Consider the following 19,205-nt stretch of genomic DNA (forward strand, 5'->3'; position numbering starts at 1 on the left):
ACGGCCTCAATCGAACAAATTGGCGAGGCGCTGCTTCATCTGGTCGGCGACGTAGAGCGCGAGGGCCTGGATGGTGGAGGTCGGATTGACCCCGCCCGAGGTGACGAAGACGCTGCCGTCGACGATGAAGAGATTCTTCACGTCGTGCGAGCGGCCCCATTCATTGACCACGGAACGTTCAGGGTCGGTACCCATCCGCGCGGTGCCGAGCAGGTGCCAGCCGCCCCACGGGATCGGCGCATTGACGCAGATGTCGGTCGCGCCCGCAGTTTCCAGGACCTCGCGGCCGCGCGCAAGCGCGTGGTCCATCATCTTCCGGCTATTCTCGCTGATCGTGTAGTCGATCCTGGGCGCGGGAATGCCGTTGCTGTCCTTGAGGACCGGATCGAGCGTGACGCGATTGTGCTCTTCCGGCAGGTCCTCGCAGATCGCGGAAAAGCCGAGCCGATGGCCGTTCAGCTTGCGGAAGACGCGGTGATGATCCGCGCCCCACGGCAAAATGCCCTTCTGCTCACTCACGACCGCCTCGAACACCGGCCCTGCGCCACGCACGAACTGGACGCCGTAGCCGCGCACGAAGCCACGCGACAAATCCGTGTCGTACCACTCCTTGCTCCACAGGCACGTCGGCGGCGCGCGGTTGCTGTCGGTCGGCTCCGTCACATAGCCGTAGATCTGCGCATAGGGATGAAACATCAGGTTCTTGCCGACAAGGCCCGACGAATTCGCCAGGCCGTTCGGGAAGCGGCCGGACGCCGAGTTCAGCAGCAGCCGTGGCGTGCCGACGCCGTTGCAGGCAATGATGACGACGTGCGCCGGCTGAAACTGCTCGACGCCGTCCTTGTCGTAATAGACCACGCCCGAAGCCATGCCGTTCTCGTCGGTCGTGATCTCCCGCACGCGACAATGAGTGCGTAGTTCGACGCCGGCGCGGATCGCATGCGGCCAATAGGTGATGTCGGTGGAGGATTTTGCGCCTTGCGCACAGGCGGGCGTGCAATGGCCGAGATTGATGCAACGCGCCCGGCCTTCATAGTCCATGGTCGCGACCGTGGTATCGGACGGCCACCAGTGCCAGCCGAGCTTGTTCATCGCCTTGCCGATGATCGCACCTGACAACCCGAGCGGCTGTTGCGGCATCGGCGGATGCGTCAGCGGCGACAGCGGATCGCCCGACAGCCCCGACGTGCCCATCATCCGGTCGTTCTCTTCGAAGAACGGCGTCAGCATGTCGTACCCGATCGACCAGTCGTCGGCGACGCCGTCGAGGGTCTTCACCTTGAAATCGGAGGGGTGCAGCCGCGGCCAGTGCGCGGTGTACATCACCGTCGAGCCGCCGACCGCATTGTAGTTCACGACCTTGATCGGCGAATTGTCGTCGTTGATCGGATAGTCCTCAGGCCGGCCACGGATGTTCGGGCTCGACGACCACTCGCCGAAGAACTTGGCTTCCCAGTCCCGGCCCGTGCTCGGATATTCCGCTGGATTCATCCAGCCGCCCTGCTCCAGGCAGAGAATGTGCATCTTGGTCTCGGCCAGCGACCACGCGACCGCGGCGCCCGAAGCGCCGGCGCCGATGATCAGGACGTCCACAGGGTCTTTCATCGAATCATCGTCCTCCCGCCCTCGCCGCTTTCCGGGCGATTCAGCCATCACGGCTCGCAAGGCTTATCGCAAACGATAGGATCAGAGCGACGGCTGAGTAAAGCCGCGAGGCTGGTATGTCGCACTTCGCTGGGCGCAGACCATTGGTGTTGCCGGTTCCGGATGCTAGGAACGAGGCGCAAGAGCCATCGATAGCGAGACCGCATGTCCTTCCGAAATTCCTTTGCCGCCGTCCGCGCGTTCGCGCTCGTTTCATGTCTCGCGCTGTCAGGATTTCTGGCCGTGTCCGGACCAGCCTCCGCGCTGACCGCAGCCGCGACCGTCCGGGACGCCAACTCGATCCAGCTTGGCGACGTCACCTACCGGCTCGACGGCGTCGACGCACCCGAACTGGACCAGGTCTGCATCGATGACCACGCCGATCCCTGGACCTGCGGCATCGAGGCCCGCGACCAGCTGTCGAAGCTGATCGGCGGACGCTCCGTGCGCTGCGACGATGTCGGCCCCGAGAAGAACTTTGGCAAACGGCACCGGGCGATCTGTACGGCGGAGGGCGACAAGGTCAGCTTGAACGAGCAGCTCATCAGGCTCGGCTTCGCGATCGCGCGCGAGCCGATCAAGGCCAACCTCAAGCCGGCGGCCGCCGACGCCAGGACCGCCTCGGCCGGCATCTGGAAGGGCTGCTTTGTTGCGCCGCAAGAATTCCGGACCGGCAAGAAGGACGGCCCCCTGCTGGGCGCCGCCTGCCGCTCCGACCGCGACAAGGAGATTCGTGCGGCGCTGTTTCCGGACGACCTGGCGATGCCGCCAAGCTGCGGCATCAAGGGCAAGCTCGCGGTGCGCGCGCGGGTCACCGGCAACATCGGCATCTACCATTTGAGGGGCTGCCCGAGCTACGCCGCGACCACGAAGCCGGACCGTTGGTTCTGCTCCGAGGACGACGCGCAGGCCGCAGGCTTCCGCAAAGCCTACAATTGCCGCCGCCCCAAATAAGGGTCAGCGAGGGTTCAAGCGACGAATCTCCTCACGCGCTCGTGAGGGGGTCGCTGGAGACAGTATTGATCCGGAATTGAACTCTATCGAGAGTTGCTGCATTTCTAGGCGCATGCGGTAGCGCTTGCGCTAGCGCATCCTTGGCAGACGATCCGGCTCCGGCCCGATTGTCTTTGCACGGGCGTTTCCTCCCTAGACTTGGGCCGCTTGTCCACGACAGGCGGCCTTCTTTATGGGCGCCCCTACATCCGCATCCGCATGATCTGGTCCATCGGCGGCATGTTGGCGTTCAGATGCGACATGATCCAGACCGAACCGCCAACCACCAGGAAGACGATCAGGAGCCCAAAGGCCAGCGCCAGCACGTTGTTGGTATTGTCCGGGCCCGTGGTGATGTGCAGGAAGAATACCAGATGCACGCCCATCTGCGCGATCGCGAGCACGATCAACGCGACCGGGATGGAAGGCTGCCAGACCAGATTGGTGCCGGCGATGAAGAACGAGGTTGCCGTGAGCAGCAGTGCGAGGCCGAGGCCGACGACGTAACCGAGGCTCCTGGCGCCGACACTGTGTTCTTCGGCTTCGCCGGGGGCGAGGTCATGTTCGATGTGCGTCTGATCGCTCATGCGCCACTCCCAAGCAGATAGACCACCGAAAACACCGCAACCCAGATGATGTCGAGCGCGTGCCAGAACAGTGCGAAGCACATCATCCGGCGCAGGATGTCGGCGCGAAAGCCTTTTGCGAAGACCTGCGCCATCATGGTGAGGAGCCACAGCACACCCGCCGAGACGTGCAGCCCGTGGCAGCCGACCAGCGAGAAGAACGCGGTCAGGAACGCGCTACGCGACGGACCATAGCCGCGCGCGACGAGGTCGGCGAACTCGCGGAACTCGATCGACAGGAATATGAGCCCGAGCGCGCAAGTCACGGCCATGCTGAGATAGAACCAGAGCCGGTTGCGCACATCGGCCGCAATGCTGGCCATGCCACATGTGAAGCTCGACAGCAGCAGGCAGACCGTCTCGATGGCGACGTTCTTCTGATCGAATATCTCGGAGCCTTTCGGGCCGCCGGCGGTCTGCCCGGACAGCACCGCGTAAGCCGCGAAGAAGCAAGAGAACATCACGATGTCGGAGAGCAGGAATATCCAGAAGCCGTAAGCCGTGACGATGCGCTTCGGCGCCGGCCCTTCGTGCTCGGCAGCGCGGCCGATATGATGGGGATCGGCGTGGGCACGGCCGACCGTTGCCGTCATCGACATCAGACCGCCCCCGCCATGCTGACGAGGTTGCGTCGTTCCTCGCGATTGATGCGGTCGACGCGGGCGACTTCCGCGGCCGGAATGACGTATTCGTCATGATCGCGCCAGGCGAACACGACGAAGGTCGCGAACGCGCCGATGCCGCCCACAATCACCAACCACCAGATATGCCAGATCAGCGAAAAGCCCATGATGGTGGCAAAGAACGCGCAGACAAATCCGGTGGGCGAGTTCCGGGGCATCTCGATGTCCCGATACTCCGGCTCAGGGTTCTCGAGCAATTGCTGTTTGGCATGGGCCTTCAAATCCCAATAGGCATCCTCGCCGCGCACATCCGGACTGAAGGCGAAATTGAACACCGGCGGCGGCGACGAGGTCGCCCATTCCAGCGAGCGTCCGTCCCAGGGATCGCCGGTGCGGTCGCGTAGGCTTTCACGGTTGCGGATGCTGACCACGACCTGCATGACCTGGCTCAGGACACCGATCGAGAGCAGCGCCATGCCAAACGCCGCGATGATCATCCAGGGCCGCCAGGCCGCGACGTCATAGTGCTGCATCCGCCTGGTCATGCCGAGCATGCCGGCGATGTAGAGCGGCATGAAGGTGACGTAGAAGCCGAGAAAGGTGAACCAGAACCCGATCTTGCCCCAGCGCTCGTCGAGGCGAAAGCCAAACGCCTTCGGAAACCAGTATTCGAACCCGGCGAATGCACCGAACAGCACGCCGCCGATGATGACGTTGTGGAAGTGCGCCACCAGGAACATGCTGTTGTGGAGCATGAAGTCGGCCGGCGGCACCGCGACCAGCACGCCGGTCAAGCCGCCGATGATGAAGGTCACCATGAAGCCGACGGACCACAGCATCGGTGTGGTGAAGCGGATCCGGCCGCCGTACATCGTGAACAGCCAATTGTAGATCTTCACTCCCGTCGGCACCGCGATGACCATGCTGGCGATGCCGAAGATCGCGTTGACGTCGGGCCCCGCGCCCATCGTGAAAAAGTGATGCAGCCAGACCATGAAAGAGATCACGCAAATCGCCATGGTGGCGAGCACCATCGAGCGATAGCCGAACAGCGCCTTACCGGAGAAGGTCGACACCACCTCGGAGTAGATGCCGAACGCGGGCAGCACGAGGATGTAGACTTCGGGATGTCCCCAGGCCCAGATCAGATTCATGAACATCATGACGTTGCCGCCGGCTTCGTTGGTAAAGAAGTGGAAGCCGAGATAACGGTCCAGCAGCAGCATCGCGAGCGTGGCGGTGAGGATCGGGAAGGCCGCGACGATCAGGAGGTTCGAGGCCAGCGTGGTCCAGCAGAACATCGGCATGCGCAGGTAGTTCATGCCCTTGGTGCGCAGCTTCAGCACAGTCGTCACGAGATTGATGCCGGCGACCAGCGTGCCAACGCCCGAGATCTGCAGCGACCATGCATAATAGTCAACGCCAACGCCGGGCGAGTAGGACAATTCCGACAGCGGCGGAAAGGCGAGCCAGCCGGTGCGCGCGAACTCCCCGATCACGAGCGAGAGGTTGACGAGCAACGCGCCGGTCGCAGTGAGCCAGAAGCCGACTGAATTGAGCGTCGGAAACGCGACGTCGCGGACGCCGAGCTGGAGCGGCACGACGAGGTTCATCAGCCCGATCACGAATGGCATGGCCACGAAGAAGATCATGATGGTGCCGTGCGCCGAGAAGATCTGGTTGTAGTGCTCCGGCGGCAGATAGCCCTGCGACTGATAGGCGATCGCCTGCTGGATCCGCATCATGATGGCGTCGCTGCCGCCGCGCAGCAGCATCACCGAGGCGAGCAGGATGTACATGACGCCAATGCGCTTGTGATCGACGCTGGTGATCCATTCGTGCCAGAGATAGGGCAGATGTCCTTTCACCACGACCCAGCCCAGCACGGCGAGGATCGCAACCAGCACCACGGCGCCTGCGATCAGCGGGATCGGCTGGTCGAACGGGATCGCCGACCAATCGAGCTTACCGAGCATGGTCTCCTCCACTCTGCGACCGGCCAGCCTCGGACATCAACTCCGGGCCCGGCCCTGGCGGAATGTGCTGGTTCGAAATCAGGTCGAACAGCCGGGGATCATCCAGCCGATAGGTCGGCCTGCCCTTCTCGATGCCCTGCTGCATCAGCTTCTTGTAGCTGTCCTCGTTGAGGACGGCGTCCGACTTCGCGGTGTTCGCCACCCAATCCGGGAACGCAAGCGGCGAGATCACATTGACGTCGAACATCATGTCGGGAAAGCCGTCGCCGGAGAAATGCGCTGACAGGCCTTGCAGCTTGCCTTCGTTGTCGGCGCGCAGGTTCAGCTTCGTCACCATCCCGTTCATGGTGTAGATCATGCTGCCGAGCTGCGGAATGAAGAACACGTTCATCACGCTTGAGGACGTCAGCTGGAAATTCAGCTCGGCGCCGGCCGGAACCGTCAATGTATTGACGGTGGCGATGCGCTGGTCCGGATAGATGAACAGCCATTTCCAGTCGAGCGAGACCGCCTGGATCCGCACCGGGCTGCCAGTCCCTGGCACGGGCGCTGCGGGATCAAGTTGATGCGAACCGATCCAGGCGACGCCGCCGAGCAGGATCACGGTCAGCGCGGGGATCGCCCACACCACCATTTCGACGCGACCGGAGTAGACGAAGTCGGGCTGAAATTGCGCTCTCGGATTGGAGGCGCGAAACCAGAACGCGAAGGCCAGGATCGCGATGATGGTCGGCACCACAATCGCGAGCATGATGAAGACGGAATCGACCAGGATCGTGCTGTTGGCCGCAGCGACGGGCCCTTGCGGATCGAGCAGATTCATCGGCAACCACTGGCGGTTGGGAAGCCCCTGGGGAGAGCCTAGCGCGAGAAAGGCCCCGGCAGCAAACGCGAGTGCGCGAGGTCGGTTCCTAATGACGCTGCTCAATCGTCCATCATCTCGCGCGGCGGCATGCAATTCCATGCGATGTCAATGACATGGGCGCGGGACAGTCGGCCTTCTCACCCCCGCGCCCGGTTGCTATCGTCGAAAAAAAACAACGAGACGGCAAAGGGAAGAAACGCCATGCAAGGCCCTGAGGACGATGCCGGCCTCACCGGCAAGGTGGCATTGATCAGCGGCGGCGGCGCCGCAGGCGACGGGATCGGCAACGGTCGCGCCGCAGCCATCCTGCTCGCCCGCGCCGGCGCAAAGGTGCTGGTCGCCGATCGCGACCTCAAGCTCGCCGAGCGCACGGTGGAGATGATCGCAGCCGAAGGCGGCACGGCCGCGGCGCATGGCGGCGATGTCACCAGCGAGAACGACTGCAGGGCGCTGGTCGAAGCCGCGCTGGATCGCTGGGGCCGGCTCGATTTCCTCGACAACAATGTCGGCATCGGCAGCCGCGGCAGCGTGGTGGATGAGACGCCGGAGCAATATCGGCGCGTCATGCAGGTCAATGTTGAAACCATGTTCCTGCTGTCGAAGCACGCGATCCCCGCAATGATCAAAACCGCCAAAGGCGGCGCGATCGTCAACATCTCCTCGATCTCGGCACTGCGGCCGCGGGGGCTCACGAGCTACACCACCTCGAAAGCGGCCATTATCGGCCTGACCCGGGCGATGGCGGTCGATCACGGCCGCGACAACATCCGCGTCAACTGCATCTGCCCGGGGCCGATCTACACGCCGATGGTCTATGCGCGGGGCATGAGCGAGCAGGCCCGGGCCCAGCGCGCCAAAGCTTCCGTGCTGAGAGTCGAAGGCACCGGCTGGGACATCGGCCACGCCGTCAAATTCCTGCTCGGCAACTTTGCGCGCTATATCACCGGCCAGGTGCTGGTGGTCGACGGTGGCGTGACGCTGCAAGCGCCCGAACGCGAGTCACAAGAACACTAGCAAGGAGGAAACACAGGGATGGCCCGCTTGCCCTATCTCGAGGCCGACCAGGTCGCGCCCGAATACCGCGATATGCTCAAGCGCAACACCAACCTGCACAAGCTCCTGGTCAATTCACCGGAGATGGCGCGCGCCTTCAACGGCGTCGGCGGCTATATCCGCTTCGAAAGCAAGCTCGACCCGCGCCTGCGGGAGCTTGCGATCCTCCAGGTCGGCTGGATGGAGAAGTCGGAATACGAATTCACCCATCACGTGAAGATCGGCAAGGAATTCGGCGTCACCGACGAGGATATCGCGGGCCTGATCGCGGAGACCGAAGGCAAGCCGTCGAAGCTCGAGCCGCTGGCGAGCGCGATCCTGAAAGGCGCCCGCGAGATGGTGCGCCAGCTTGCGATGTCGGATTCGACCTTCGCCGAGATCAAGACACATCTCTCCGACGAGCACATGGTCGATCTCGTGCTGACTATCGCTTTCTATTGCGGCGTGGTGCGCGTGCTCGCCACCATGAAGATCGACAACGAGTCAACCTACAAAGAGGTACTCCAGCAGTACCCGATCCCGGGAGTGAACTGACATGCGCTTGAAAGACAAGATCGCGATCGTCGTCGGCGCCGGCCAGAGCCCCGGCGAAGGCATGGGCAACGGCCGTGCCACGGCGCTGACCTTCGCGCGCGAGGGCGCGAAAGTGCTGTGCGTGGATCATCATCTGGAATCGGCGCAGGAAACCGCGGCGATGATCGCCGCCGAACGCGGCACTGCAGCCGCCTTCAGGGCCGATGTCACCAAATCCTCGGACATCAAGGCGATGGTGGCGGACGCGCAATCGCGCTGGGGCCGGATCGACGTGCTGCACAACAATGTCGGCGTCAGCCTGTCCGGCGGCGACGCCGAATTGCTTCAGCTGACCGAAGAAGCCTTCGACCGCGTCGTCGCCATCAATCTGAAGAGCTGCATTCTGACGGCGAAAGAGGTGATCCCGATGATGCGCGCGCTGAACGGCGGTGTCATCATCAACATCTCCTCGATGGCTGCGATCACCACCTATCCCTATGTCGCCTACAAGGCAACGAAGTCGGCGATGATCGCCTTCACCGAACAGCTCGCCTATCAGAACGCCGAGTATGGCATCCGCGCCAACGTCATTTTGCCGGGCCTGATGAACACGCCGATGGCGGTCGATACTCGCGCCCGCGAATGGTCCAAGACCCGCGCCGAAGTCGAAGCCGAGCGCGACAGCAAGGTGCCGCTGCGAAAGAAGATGGGGACAGCATGGGACGTCGCAAACGCCGCGTTGTTCCTGGCGTCGGATGAAGCGAATTTTATTACGGGTGTCACGCTGCCGGTGGATGGTGGCGCGAGTGTGAGACGGGGGTAGTCTTCTCCCTCTCCCCGTTCTTACGGGGAGAGGGTTGGGGTGAGGGGCTGCTTCCGCAATCACAATGGCAGTTGGACTCGCGGAGAGTCCCCCTCACCCGGAATTTGCTCTCGCAAATTCCGGCCTCTCCCCGCACGCGGGGAGAGACGAAGGGACCTCGCTCACTGCGGCGCGCGCGTCACCCGCCAGATCGTGCCGCCGGCGTCCTCCGAGATCAGCAGCGATCCATCCTTGGCCACCGCGATCCCGACCGGCCGTCCCCACACCTGCGTGTCGTTGACGACGAAGCCCGTGACAAAGTCCTCGTACTCCCCGGTCGGCTTGCCGTCTTTGATCCGGATGCGGATCACCTTGTAGCCGGTGCGCTTGGAGCGATTCCAGGAGCCGTGCTCGGCGGCGAAGGCGTCGCCTTGATACTCGGACGGAAACTGCGTGCCCTGGTAGAAGGTCATGCCGAGGGAGGCCGAGTGCGCCTGCACCAGCACGTCCGGAATCGTCACCTTGTCCTTGAGGTCCGGTCGTGCGCCGGCGTGGCGCGGGTCTTCGTTGTTGCCAATGTAAAACCACGGCCAGCCATAGAACGCGCCCTCCTTCACGCTGGTGACGTAGTCGGGCACCAGATCGTCGCCGAGGCCATCGCGCTCGTTGGTCGAGCACCAGAGCAGCCCGATCTGCGGCTGGATGGCAAGGCCGACGCAGTTGCGGATGCCGGTCGCATAGACTTTGCGGTCCTTCCCTTCGGGATTGAAAGCGAGCACCGCGGCGCGCTCGGCCTCGTAGCCCCAGGACGCACCGAGCGGCTGGGTGCGTGACCACGCCTCGAGCCCGCCGGGCGGGTTACCCATGCCTTCGCCGTCGTTGCTGGCGGAACCGACCGACACCAGCATGCGCTTGCCATCAGGCGTGAACACGATGTCGCGGGTGGAATGGCCCGATCCCTGCGCCAGGTTTGCCACCACGACATCGGGCTTGGCTGACGCCTTCAGATCGCCGGCATGATAGGGAAAGCGGACCACATTGCCGGCGTTGGCGACATAGACCCATTGCGGGTTGTCGCCGCTCGGGAAGAAGGCGATGCCGAAGGGACGGGTGAGTCCGCTGGCATAGACCTCGTTGGTTGCGACCTTGGTGCCGCCCTCCCCGAGACGCAGCACGCGAATACGCCCTGACCCGGTCTCGGCAACGAAGATATCGCCATTGGGCGCGACACGCAGCACGCGCGGGTCGGACAGGCCATCAGCCAAAAGCTCGATCCTGAATCCTTCCGGCACGAGCGGCGTGGCACTGCCGCGCGCCGTCACGCGCGTGGGGTTGGCGACCGACGGCGTGGCGCCGGGTTTGGCCAGATCCTGCGGGCGGATCAGCCTGACCATGCCGGGCTTGTCGGCGTGCCAGCTGCCGTACGCGTCCTTGCCTTGCAGCACGGGTTCTGCTTGCGCGCCGGCGCAGGCTGCGAAAAGCCAGGTTGGCACGATCATGAGCGAAACATGAATCCTCACGTCATCTTCCTCCCGGACTTCACTGCCAAATCCCACGTCAGCTCATGCCCGCACGATGTGCAACAGCCCGGGTCCATCGTACTGGAAAACACTGCGGATCGGTGCGACACATTGTAAGGGGACGACCGCCGGTTGCGGTCATCAAAGCTGCGGCATCGATGTCGCGATTGATGGGGTGATCATGTGGGGATCGATCTTATCGGAATGGGTGAGCCTGCTGCTGCGCTGGCTGCATGTGGTGGCGGCGATCGGCTGGATCGGCAGTTCGTTCTACTTCATCCATCTCGACCTCAGCTTGAAGCCGAAATCTGACCTGCCGGACGGCGTGCAGGGCGAAGCCTGGCAGGTCCATGGCGGCGGCTTCTACCGGATCATGAAATATCTGGTGGCCCCGAGTCAGATGCCGGAAGAGCTGACCTGGTTCAAATGGGAGGCCTACACCACCTGGCTGTCCGGCTTTGCGCTGATGGTGGTGGTCTACTATCTCGATGCCGATCTGTTCCTGGTCGACAGATCGATCCTCGACCTCACGCCGCTCCAGGCCGGGCTGTTCAGCTTCTCAAGTTTGGCGCTGGCCTGGCTGCTTTACGAGATCGCCTGCCGCACCGGGCTGGCGCAGCGCGAGCTGCCCTTCGCCATTGGCGGTTATCTGTTCCTGGTCGCGCTGACCTATGTGTTCACGCATGTGCTGAGCGGCCGCGGCGCCTTCAACCAGATCGCGGCGATCATCGGCACCATCATGGTCGCCAACGTGTTCGCGCTGATCATCCCGAACCAGAAGAAGATCGTGGCAGCACTGATCGCGGGACAGGCGCCGGATCCGAAACTCGGCAAGACCAGCAAGGAGCGCTCGGTCCACAACAACTATCTGACGCTCCCGGTGATCGTGCTGATGATCAGCAACCACTATCCCCTGCTCTACGCTACCCGCTTCAACTGGATCATCGTCGCGATCGTGCTGGCGCTCGGGCCGGTGATCCGCCACTTCTTCAACGAGCGGCACGCCGGCCGCAAATCGCCGTGGTGGGTGTGGGGCATCGCGGCGGCGGGAGCGATCGCGATTTTCTTTCTCTCCGCCGCCGGCCCCCGCGAGGTGAAGACGGGCGCGCTGTCGGCGCAGCCCACGGTCGCCGATGTCGAGGAGATCGTGATGTCCCGATGCAGCATGTGCCACGCGGCCGAGCCGGTCTGGGCCGGCATCGTGACCGCGCCGAAGGGCATCCTGCTCGACGCGCCCGAGCATATCCATCGCAACATCCGCCTGATCGGCCGCGTCGCCGCCTGGTCCAACGCAATGCCGCCGGGCAACATCACCGAGATGACCAGCGAGGAGCGCGCCATCCTCGCCGCCTATCTCAGCGAGCAGGATCACTGACGCCATCGATCGCGGCGCGTCGATGCGGCGTTTCGCGGAACGAAATTCCGCATCTGCCGGCGATTTCAAAATGACTTGAGCGCCTATCGGGCGTAGATAAGGCGGGCGGCCGCGTTGGGCCGTCGAAAGTCAGTTTGCATTTGCGCCTAAGGACATCACAGTGGCCCTCAAGAACGTCATCGGTATCGACCACGCCGTGGTCATGGTGAAAGACCTCGACAAGGCTGCCGAGAACTACAGAAAGCTCGGCTTTACGATCTCGCCGCGCGGCACCCATAGCGCGCATATGGGCACCGGCAATTACACGATCATGTTCGACCCGGACTATATGGAGCTGCTCGGCGTGCTCGCCGCGACCGAACACAACGCGCCGGCGCGCGCCTTTCTCGACCAGCGCGGCGAGGGCATCGAGCGCATCGCCTTCACCGCGGTCGATTCCGCCGCCGGCGCCGAGGAGATCCGCGCGCGCGGGCTCGAGCCGATCGGCCCGACCGACTTCGAACGGCCGGTGATGCTGCCAAACGGCACGGTCTCCGCCGCAAAATTCCGCACCTTCATGTGGCCGACCGCTGAAGCGCCCGGCGGCGTGCGCATCTTCGCCTGCCAGCACAAGACGCGCGAAACGGTTTGGATACCCGAACTGATGGCACACGCCAATGCGGCGAAGCGGATCAAGCAGACGTTGATCGCAACGCCGCAGCCCGCAAAGGAAGCTGCGCATCTGGGTCGACTGATCGATCGCGAACCCGCGGCGGAAGCCGACGGCGCGGTGACCGTGCCCTCCGGCGGTGATCGTGCCGACTTCGTTTATCTGACACTGGACCAGCTCGGGAAACGCTATCCCGGCGTGCCGCTCGCGGGCCTCTCGGAGCGCGGCGGCGCGGCGCTGGTTCTTGTCAGCGGCGATCTCGCGGCGACCGAGAAGGCGCTGGGTTCAGCGGGCGGGCGTAGCGGGGCGGCCATCTGCGTGCCGCCGGCCAAAGCCAACGGCACCCTGCTCGCCTTCATTGCCGGCTGATTTGAGCTAATTCTTTAACAAGCGTTTACCGCGCCGGCCCTAGGATTTCAGCTATCCACGCCGCCGGGACCAAGCGCATGTTTAAAGAGGGCTCGCCGATCGCCTATGACGCGCCGGCCGAACTGAAGAAGTGGCCGTCGCTGAAAGGCGAGAGGCAGAAGGACAGAGGTCCGCCCTATCTCGTCTACAACGGCACGCTCGCCGATTGCGTCCGCGAACTCATGGAAAAGCCGATCAAGGGCATCTCGCTCTACGACATCATGACGCCGCCGCAAGCGGCGTTCGAACAGACCGTGCTGTCGCCCGGCGATGCTGCCGAGATCGCGATGCGCAAGGACTTTCCGAAGGCGTAAGCAACACCCGTCTTCAGTCATTACGCCTGGAACCTTATATTGCCCGGGTTCCGGATCAGCGGGCGGGATCGCACTTTCTGCTGCGGGAACACCGTACTAACACCGGGCCGTCTTCCGGAATCGCAGCTTCGCCGCAATTGCGGTTAATAAGTCCTTGTCACCGGCGCACGCCGGTTGTTCCCCCCACAGTTCGAGGACTTTGACCGAGATGCGATTTCTCGTCGCGGCTTGCGCTGCGTTTCTGGCTCTGATGTGCGACGTCGGCTCGCCGCCGCCCTCGCAAGCCTCACATGTCGACAACGCCCCCCCCAAAGCCGATCGTGGATCTTCACTGGTCCCACTCGCCGAACTCTTCCTCGCAAGCGTACAGGCGATCGAGCTCGCGAATGCGCGGGCGTCGTATGCGGAGCCAATCGAGCCGGCGCGCGCGGATGAAACCGCCGCGCAACCGTCGGCTTCGCCGACTGAACAATTCTGCCACGCGCTCAGGGAAGCGGCCGAGCAGAGCGGCATTCCAGTGCCGTTCTTCGCCCGCCTGCTCTGGCAGGAGAGCCGATTTCGCTCCGACGAGGTCAGCCAGGCAGGCGCGCAAGGCGTCGCGCAGTTCATGCCGCAGACGGCAGCAGAAGTCGGTCTCGATGATCCCTTCGATGCCATGAAGGCGCTACCCGCGTCGGCAAAGTTCCTGCGCAAGCTCCGCGACGATTTCGGCAATCTCGGCCTCGCCGCGGCCGCCTACAACGCAGGCCCCGGCCGCATCCAGAAATGGCTCGCCAAGGAAAGCGAGCTGCCGCGCGAGACGCGCGACTATGTCCGGATCATCACCGGCACCAAAGCGGAGGATTGGACCGAGCGTTCTGCGGCCCTGGCGATCCGGATCGACCTGCCGCGCGAAGCACCCTGCGAAGGTGTCGGAAACCTCTCGAAGACGAAGGACGTCGCCTGGGTTCCGGTGAACCTGGCGCCGGCGGTCACCACCATCATTCGCAATGCGGAGGCCGCGATCACCAACCGCGCACGCAAGCGGTTCGCGTCCTTGCTCAGGAAGAATGCGTCGGCTCGCGGCAAGGCACGCAGCATCGTGGCGACGCGGGCCGCCGGCAAGAACGCACGGGCTCGCGCAATCCACGTCGCGTCGCGCGAACGTTCCGCCAGCTAAGCCGCCGGCGGAACGACACGATGAGCCCGTCGTCAGTTCGGCGGGCTTTTCGTCGTTGCCTGTTGCGACACCTTGGATGAGGCTTCGGTCGGCGCGTCCAGGAAAGCCACCGGCGTGCCGCGCTTGACGCTCGCGCCAAGCGTATGCGCGTCCCAATTGGTCAGTCGCACGCAGCCGTGCGATTCGGACTTGCTGATCTTGCCGGGATAAGCGGTGCCGTGAATGCCATAGCCGTGCGCCGACAAATTGATCCAGTATGAGCCGACCGGATTGTTCGGCCCGGGCTTGATCGTGAAGGGCTTCCTGGATTTGACGCCGGCAAACTTGTAATCCGGATTGTAGCGGTAGGTCGGGTTTTCATGCGCGTCTGTCACTTTCAGCGTTCCGCTCGGCGTCGGCTTCTCGGAGCTCCCGACCGTCGCCGGATAGAAGGCGAGCAGCTGTCCCGACGCATCGAATGCCTTCAGCGTCTGTCGCGTCTTGTCGACCTCGATGCGCGCGACCGGCATCGGATCGGGCTTTGGGACAACATTCGCAACGGCGATGGTCTCACCGGGTCTGTCAAATTTCCTGCCGGGATTGATCGTTGCGAGCAGCTCCTCGCTCATGTGGAATTTCTCGGCGAGCGCCTCGCGCGGGCTGGTATAGCTGAGCGCGGGCAGGCTTTTCATCTGCTCCATCCTCGTCGGTAGTTTCTTGAGGAATGGTCCCTTCACGTCGGCATCCGCGATCCTGTAATCGACGATGACAGGGCCGTCGGCGGTCGCGGCAAGCTTGTCCCAGAGTTCCGGCGTGATCGCCTTGTCGAAAGTCAGGCCGTTGGCCTCGGCAAACGCAGTAAGCGCCTTCTGCGCGTTCTCGCCGAGCTTGCCGTCGATCTCGCCGGGAGAGAAGCGGGCACGGTCGAGCAGGATCTCCAGCTTCGCAATCGATGCGTTGGGCTTGTCACGACCGGGCAGCTTCGTCGGCAGAGCCGCCTCGTTGATCGCGGCGGCGTCAAGGCGAGCCGCGAGCGCGGGCGTTGCGGCAACAAGCCAGAGTACCAGCGCGGCAAGAACTCGGGACATCCTGCGTCTCTCGCGATCGCCCGACCTGCTCGCGAAGAGCCAGCCGGTGTATCCTCGAGCTACCAACTTGCGTTGACATGCACAGTTCCAGGCTTTCCCGGCGAAGCCGCCATGATCCGAAGGAACCTGCGATGCCGTCGAGAAGCGCCGGGATCATCGCCTACCGAAGCCGGCCTACAGGCCTCGAGGTCCTGCTTGTTCATCCCGGCGGGCCGTTCTGGCGCAACAAGGACCTCGGCGCCTGGTCGATCCCGAAGGGCGAGTTCGCCGACGAAGGGGATGCCGAGGCAACCGCGCGACGGGAATTTTTCGAAGAGCTCGGAGTAGAGCTGACGGTGCCGCTGGTCGCGCTCGGTCAGGTCAAGCAGCGCGGCGGCAAGATCGTCACCGCTTTCGCCGCAGAATTTGATGTCGACGTGGGCAGCATTCGCAGCAACATGTTCGACATCGAATGGCCGCCACGCAGCGGCAAGCGGCAAAGTTTCCCGGAGGTCGATCGGGCGGAATGGTTTTCGCTCGATGAAGCACGCGAGAAGATCAACGAAGGGCAGCGTCCGCTGCTCGGCCGGCTTTCGCAAATATGTCGGCCGCATTGACTGCCGCAAAATAAAAAAGCGCGAAAACAACCCCATGCACAGTAGCCCGCGTGAGTGAGATCAAGGACTTGCGCCCCCGCAAGGCCGTTTGACTCGTCGGGCAAAACACTGGCAGGATGGCATCATCGCAGCAATCGTGAACGTCAGACCGCACGCAGCCATGGGCGCGGCGACGCGACTATGCGTAAGCCACTCATCGACATCGCAAAATCGTAACCCGCGCGCCGCGGTCGCCCTTGCAGGCACCGCGCCCACACGCCTGCACCCGCAAAGGACCCATCGCCATGACGACATCCCCAACGCATAACAGCACAGCAGCGCTCGCGACAATCGATCACGGGCGCGTCGCCCCAACCCCGCGGGTCAAAATCTCCCGGAGGCGGATCAGGATCGACCACCCGGACCCGCATGCCGGCGAGCGGCTGCTGGCCGATGCCCTCGGCGCGGTCGACCGCGACGCGATGGATGGCCTGCTCAAGCAATTGGTCAAGGCCAGCGTGATCGGGCAAAAGCCCGATGAAGCCAATCTCGCCTTCATGATCTCGATGGTGAAGAGCATCGCGCCGCGGGATTCCCTCGAGGCCATGCTGGCGGCGCAGATGGTGTCGGTCCACGTGGCGAGCATGCGCAGTGCCTGTCGCCTCGCCTGCACCGACGACGTGCCGCAGCAGGAGAGCCTCACACGCGCACTGACCCGGCTGGCCCGCACGTTCGCGGCCCAGATCGAGGCCCTGACCCGCCATCGCAGCAACGGCGCCTATGCGATCACCGTGCAGAACTTGTCAGTGCAGGATGGCGGGAAAGCCATCGTGGGGAACGTCACGCATACGAACATGATCGCCTCGGGGCCAAAAGCTGCGGACGCAATGATGGACGCAGGACTGGCCTCGGCCCGCGATGTCAAACAGCGTGCCACCGCATGAGCGACGACCACATCCGCAACACGAACGCGATGCTGTCGAGCCCGCGCTGCGGCGCCACCACGCGCGACGGCAGCACCTGCCGCGCGCCGGCGGTGCACGGAAAGGCGCGCTGCCGCATGCACGGCGGCGCGGCAAGATCGGGAGCACCGCGGGGAAACGGAAACGCGCGGAAGCATGGGCTGTTTGCCGCTGTGGCGGTTGCCGAACGGAGGCGGGTCCAAGCATTGTTGGGGGAGACGCGGAAACTGCTGCAAGAGATGAAGTTGGACCCGCGGAAGGGACTAACCAGTTGAATTTCTACCATGCTCTATTAATGAACCATATGGCTCCTCATGAGTCATTTGTGGATCAATCTGTTGACATCCCCCTCGATGTCGAGCTATATACAGCTCACATTGGGCCTCTGGGTCCATTAATGGACCATACATGCCCAAGAAAGCGCGGCCTTATTCCAGATACGCCAAAGATGCGGCTGCGCTGTTGGGCCAGCTCATCCACAAGGCCCGTATCGAGCGGAAGATGACGTCCGAAGAACTTGCCGGCAGGGCAGGCCTTTCGCGTGGACTGTTGCGTCGCATCGAGAACGGCGATCTCGGCTGCACACTCGGCGCCGTATTTGAAGCGGCGGCCATCGCCGGCGTACCGCTGTTCGACGCTGACGAACGCGCCCTGGCCAGCGCCCTGGCCTCCAATTCCGCCATGATGGCACTCTTGCCGAAATCCGTCCGCACGTCGCGCGAGAAGCCCGATGACGATTTCTGAGAGGCCAGCCGAGGCCTTCGTATGGGTCTGGCTGCCGGACGCCACCGCGCCGGTCGTGGCGGGGCGACTGTTTGCCGAGAGCAACCAGATCCTCTTCCACTACGGGCGAAGCTATCTCGCGCGAAACAACGCGATCTCGCTCTATGACCCGGAGCTTCCGCTGCGGAGCGGAGTGCTCCCGCTGACGCCCGGGTTGATGATGCCGAACTGCATTCGCGACGCTGCACCCGACGCGTGGGGCCGCCGTGTTATCATCAATCGGACATTCGGAAAGAGCGGCAAGGAGGTCGATACCGGAGATATCGATGAGTTGACCTATCTGCTCGAGTCCGGCTCGGACCGCATCGGTGCCTTGGATTTTCAGCAGTCAGCGGAGAGCTATGTACCGCGAGAGGCTTCCGCAGCAACGCTTGCAGAACTTCACGCCGCGACCACGCTCGTCGAACAAGGCGTGCCGCTCACGCCGGAACTGGATCGCGCCCTCCTGCATGGAAGCTCGATCGGCGGTGCCCGACCGAAAACGACGATCATCGCGGATAATCGAAAATACGTTGCCAAGTTCTCGTCGCAGAATGACCTCTACAACGTCGTGAAAGCAGAGTTCGTGGCCATGCGGCTCGCCGCGAAAGCCGGCCTTGATGTGGCTCCCGTCAGCCTCGACCGCGCCGCCAGAAAGGACGTCCTGCTGATCGAACGTTTCGACCGGCAAAGGACCGGTGACGGGTGGCAGCGCCGCGCCGTGGTATCTGCGCTGACGCTGCTCGAACTCGAGGAAATGATGGCGCGCTACGCGAGCTATGAGGACCTCGCGACGATCGTCCGTCACAGGTTCACTTCACCAAAGGCGACTCTTCGTGAACTGTTCGGAAGGATGGTATTCAACATCCTCTGTGGCAACACGGACGACCATGCGCGAAACCACTCGGCGTTCTGGAATGGAAGGGAACTCTCGCTGACCCCAGCTTACGACATTTGTCCGCAAGCCAGGACCGGCGGAGAGGCAACGCAGGCGATGTTCATCACGGGCGAACGACGCACGAGCCAGATTTCGGTCTGCCTTCAGGCCGCGCCGCTCTTCCTGCTCAACATCAGCGAGGCGATCGACCTTATTGCGGGACAGATCAAGGCCATCAAGAGGCTCTGGAAAAAGGTGTGCGACGCGGCGGCGCTTTCGGAGGTCGACCGCAACCTCCTGTGGAGGCGGCAATTCCTCAACGCGTTCGCCTTCGTCGATGCTCCGGAGGCGTTGGTCAAGCTTGTTGAATGAAAGCTGCCAGGATGCCACCCGCGGGTCGTAGGATGCGTTGAGCTCTTCGCGAAACCCATCATCGTCGCGA

General features: G+C 63.4%; 20 protein-coding genes. 13 read left to right on the forward strand and 7 right to left on the reverse strand.

Annotated elements, in window-relative coordinates; all coding sequences use genetic code 11:
* Positions 1-6: 6 nt before the first annotated feature.
* Positions 7-1,605 carry a GMC family oxidoreductase gene (locus AC0L2O_RS01240; protein WP_473368408.1) on the reverse strand — a complete coding sequence of 533 codons (1,599 nt, stop codon included), beginning with the start codon at positions 1,603-1,605 and terminating at the stop codon, positions 7-9.
* Between the two features lie 204 nt (positions 1,606-1,809).
* Between AC0L2O_RS01240 and AC0L2O_RS01245 the strand changes: the two genes are divergently transcribed.
* Positions 1,810-2,598 (forward strand): thermonuclease family protein, encoded by a 789-nt coding sequence (locus AC0L2O_RS01245; protein WP_473368409.1) that lies wholly within the window; start codon positions 1,810-1,812, stop codon positions 2,596-2,598.
* 242 nt (positions 2,599-2,840) lie between these two features.
* Here AC0L2O_RS01245 and cyoD read toward each other — a convergent pair whose 3' ends face one another.
* From cyoD to AC0L2O_RS01265, 4 genes are read right to left on the reverse strand one after another with little or no spacing between them, the layout of a single operon-like run.
* On the reverse strand, positions 2,841-3,224 hold the full coding sequence (cyoD, locus tag AC0L2O_RS01250; protein ID WP_473368410.1) for a cytochrome o ubiquinol oxidase subunit IV: 384 nt from the start codon (positions 3,222-3,224) through the stop codon (positions 2,841-2,843).
* Complete coding sequence (locus AC0L2O_RS01255) at positions 3,221-3,862, reverse strand: cytochrome (ubi)quinol oxidase subunit III (RefSeq protein WP_369725584.1); 642 nt, start codon at positions 3,860-3,862, stop codon at positions 3,221-3,223. The genes cyoD and AC0L2O_RS01255 overlap by 4 nt, the downstream gene beginning before the upstream one ends.
* Positions 3,862-5,862: a cytochrome o ubiquinol oxidase subunit I gene (cyoB, locus tag AC0L2O_RS01260; protein WP_473368411.1), complete on the reverse strand. Its 2,001-nt coding sequence runs from the start codon at positions 5,860-5,862 to the stop codon at positions 3,862-3,864. Before cyoB ends, AC0L2O_RS01255 begins: the two co-directional genes overlap by 1 nt.
* Positions 5,852-6,685, reverse strand: a complete 834-nt coding sequence (locus AC0L2O_RS01265; RefSeq protein ID WP_473368412.1) for a cytochrome ubiquinol oxidase subunit II family protein — start codon at positions 6,683-6,685, stop codon at positions 5,852-5,854. Before AC0L2O_RS01265 ends, cyoB begins: the two co-directional genes overlap by 11 nt.
* A 243-nt stretch (positions 6,686-6,928) precedes the next feature.
* Between AC0L2O_RS01265 and AC0L2O_RS01270 the strand changes: the two genes are divergently transcribed.
* Genes AC0L2O_RS01270 through AC0L2O_RS01280 form a run of 3 tightly spaced genes read left to right on the forward strand, consistent with a single transcriptional unit; the run spans position 6,929 to position 9,116 of the window.
* Positions 6,929-7,741, forward strand: a complete 813-nt coding sequence (locus AC0L2O_RS01270; protein WP_409189693.1) for an SDR family NAD(P)-dependent oxidoreductase — start codon at positions 6,929-6,931, stop codon at positions 7,739-7,741.
* Between the two features lie 18 nt (positions 7,742-7,759).
* Entirely contained in the window at positions 7,760-8,314 is a 555-nt protein-coding gene (locus AC0L2O_RS01275) for a carboxymuconolactone decarboxylase family protein (protein WP_369725588.1), read from the forward strand.
* A gap of 1 nt (position 8,315) precedes the next feature.
* Entirely contained in the window at positions 8,316-9,116 is an 801-nt protein-coding gene (locus tag AC0L2O_RS01280) for an SDR family NAD(P)-dependent oxidoreductase (RefSeq protein WP_473368413.1), read from the forward strand.
* Between the two features lie 161 nt (positions 9,117-9,277).
* Here the strand turns inward: AC0L2O_RS01280 and AC0L2O_RS01285 are convergent, their stop codons facing one another.
* Positions 9,278-10,594: a PQQ-dependent sugar dehydrogenase gene (locus AC0L2O_RS01285; protein WP_473368663.1), complete on the reverse strand. Its 1,317-nt coding sequence runs from the start codon at positions 10,592-10,594 to the stop codon at positions 9,278-9,280.
* A 202-nt stretch (positions 10,595-10,796) separates the two neighbouring features.
* Between AC0L2O_RS01285 and AC0L2O_RS01290 the strand changes: the two genes are divergently transcribed.
* From AC0L2O_RS01290 to AC0L2O_RS01305, 4 genes are all read left to right on the forward strand, one after another.
* Positions 10,797-11,990, forward strand: a complete 1,194-nt coding sequence (locus tag AC0L2O_RS01290) for a urate hydroxylase PuuD (RefSeq protein ID WP_473368414.1) — start codon at positions 10,797-10,799, stop codon at positions 11,988-11,990.
* A 160-nt stretch (positions 11,991-12,150) separates the two neighbouring features.
* On the forward strand, positions 12,151-13,008 hold the full coding sequence (locus AC0L2O_RS01295) for a VOC family protein (protein ID WP_473368415.1): 858 nt from the start codon (positions 12,151-12,153) through the stop codon (positions 13,006-13,008).
* Positions 13,009-13,085: 77 nt separating this feature from the next.
* Positions 13,086-13,361: a hypothetical protein gene (locus AC0L2O_RS01300; protein WP_369725592.1), complete on the forward strand. Its 276-nt coding sequence runs from the start codon at positions 13,086-13,088 to the stop codon at positions 13,359-13,361.
* Positions 13,362-13,569: 208 nt separating this feature from the next.
* The gene (locus tag AC0L2O_RS01305) at positions 13,570-14,520 is read left to right on the forward strand and encodes a lytic transglycosylase domain-containing protein (protein WP_473368416.1); all 951 of its coding nucleotides are present in this window, start codon (positions 13,570-13,572) and stop codon (positions 14,518-14,520) included.
* A 32-nt stretch (positions 14,521-14,552) separates the two neighbouring features.
* Here the strand turns inward: AC0L2O_RS01305 and AC0L2O_RS01310 are convergent, their stop codons facing one another.
* Positions 14,553-15,587: a L,D-transpeptidase family protein gene (locus AC0L2O_RS01310; RefSeq protein ID WP_473368417.1), complete on the reverse strand. Its 1,035-nt coding sequence runs from the start codon at positions 15,585-15,587 to the stop codon at positions 14,553-14,555.
* A 131-nt stretch (positions 15,588-15,718) separates the two neighbouring features.
* Here AC0L2O_RS01310 and AC0L2O_RS01315 point away from each other — a divergent pair, with 131 nt between their 5' ends.
* From AC0L2O_RS01315 to AC0L2O_RS01335, 5 genes are all read left to right on the forward strand, one after another.
* Complete coding sequence (locus AC0L2O_RS01315) at positions 15,719-16,183, forward strand: NUDIX hydrolase (protein ID WP_473368418.1); 465 nt, start codon at positions 15,719-15,721, stop codon at positions 16,181-16,183.
* 284 nt (positions 16,184-16,467) lie between these two features.
* Entirely contained in the window at positions 16,468-17,106 is a 639-nt protein-coding gene (locus AC0L2O_RS01320) for a hypothetical protein (protein WP_369726486.1), read from the forward strand.
* A gap of 29 nt (positions 17,107-17,135) precedes the next feature.
* A complete protein-coding gene (locus AC0L2O_RS01325) occupies positions 17,136-17,399 on the forward strand; it encodes an HGGxSTG domain-containing protein (RefSeq protein WP_473368664.1) in 264 nt (87 codons plus the stop codon).
* A gap of 187 nt (positions 17,400-17,586) precedes the next feature.
* A complete protein-coding gene (locus tag AC0L2O_RS01330) occupies positions 17,587-17,868 on the forward strand; it encodes a helix-turn-helix transcriptional regulator (protein ID WP_473368419.1) in 282 nt (93 codons plus the stop codon).
* Positions 17,855-19,135 carry a type II toxin-antitoxin system HipA family toxin gene (locus AC0L2O_RS01335; RefSeq protein ID WP_473368420.1) on the forward strand — a complete coding sequence of 427 codons (1,281 nt, stop codon included), beginning with the start codon at positions 17,855-17,857 and terminating at the stop codon, positions 19,133-19,135. Before AC0L2O_RS01330 ends, AC0L2O_RS01335 begins: the two co-directional genes overlap by 14 nt.
* Positions 19,136-19,205 lie beyond the last annotated feature (70 nt).

The organism is Bradyrhizobium sp. Kon10, from assembly GCF_055807395.1.

Excerpts from the sequence above, each read along its gene's own strand:
- AC0L2O_RS01300 (WP_369725592.1), top strand. The coding sequence starts at position 13,086 with ATGTTTAAAGAGGGCTCGCCGATCGCCTATGACGCGCCGGCCGAACTG.
- AC0L2O_RS01255 (WP_369725584.1), bottom strand. The coding sequence starts at position 3,862 with ATGTCGATGACGGCAACGGTCGGCCGTGCCCACGCCGATCCCCATCAT.
- AC0L2O_RS01305 (WP_473368416.1), top strand. The coding sequence starts at position 13,570 with ATGCGATTTCTCGTCGCGGCTTGCGCTGCGTTTCTGGCTCTGATGTGC.
- cyoB (WP_473368411.1), bottom strand. The coding sequence starts at position 5,862 with ATGCTCGGTAAGCTCGATTGGTCGGCGATCCCGTTCGACCAGCCGATC.
- AC0L2O_RS01240 (WP_473368408.1), bottom strand. The coding sequence starts at position 1,605 with ATGAAAGACCCTGTGGACGTCCTGATCATCGGCGCCGGCGCTTCGGGC.
- AC0L2O_RS01275 (WP_369725588.1), top strand. The coding sequence starts at position 7,760 with ATGGCCCGCTTGCCCTATCTCGAGGCCGACCAGGTCGCGCCCGAATAC.
- cyoD (WP_473368410.1), bottom strand. The coding sequence starts at position 3,224 with ATGAGCGATCAGACGCACATCGAACATGACCTCGCCCCCGGCGAAGCC.
- AC0L2O_RS01280 (WP_473368413.1), top strand. The coding sequence starts at position 8,316 with ATGCGCTTGAAAGACAAGATCGCGATCGTCGTCGGCGCCGGCCAGAGC.
- AC0L2O_RS01320 (WP_369726486.1), top strand. The coding sequence starts at position 16,468 with ATGACGACATCCCCAACGCATAACAGCACAGCAGCGCTCGCGACAATC.
- AC0L2O_RS01270 (WP_409189693.1), top strand. The coding sequence starts at position 6,929 with ATGCAAGGCCCTGAGGACGATGCCGGCCTCACCGGCAAGGTGGCATTG.
- AC0L2O_RS01290 (WP_473368414.1), top strand. The coding sequence starts at position 10,797 with ATGTGGGGATCGATCTTATCGGAATGGGTGAGCCTGCTGCTGCGCTGG.
- AC0L2O_RS01265 (WP_473368412.1), bottom strand. The coding sequence starts at position 6,685 with ATGAATCTGCTCGATCCGCAAGGGCCCGTCGCTGCGGCCAACAGCACG.
- AC0L2O_RS01335 (WP_473368420.1), top strand. The coding sequence starts at position 17,855 with ATGACGATTTCTGAGAGGCCAGCCGAGGCCTTCGTATGGGTCTGGCTG.
- AC0L2O_RS01245 (WP_473368409.1), top strand. The coding sequence starts at position 1,810 with ATGTCCTTCCGAAATTCCTTTGCCGCCGTCCGCGCGTTCGCGCTCGTT.
- AC0L2O_RS01285 (WP_473368663.1), bottom strand. The coding sequence starts at position 10,594 with ATGATCGTGCCAACCTGGCTTTTCGCAGCCTGCGCCGGCGCGCAAGCA.
- AC0L2O_RS01310 (WP_473368417.1), bottom strand. The coding sequence starts at position 15,587 with ATGTCCCGAGTTCTTGCCGCGCTGGTACTCTGGCTTGTTGCCGCAACG.
- AC0L2O_RS01325 (WP_473368664.1), top strand. The coding sequence starts at position 17,136 with ATGCTGTCGAGCCCGCGCTGCGGCGCCACCACGCGCGACGGCAGCACC.
- AC0L2O_RS01315 (WP_473368418.1), top strand. The coding sequence starts at position 15,719 with ATGCCGTCGAGAAGCGCCGGGATCATCGCCTACCGAAGCCGGCCTACA.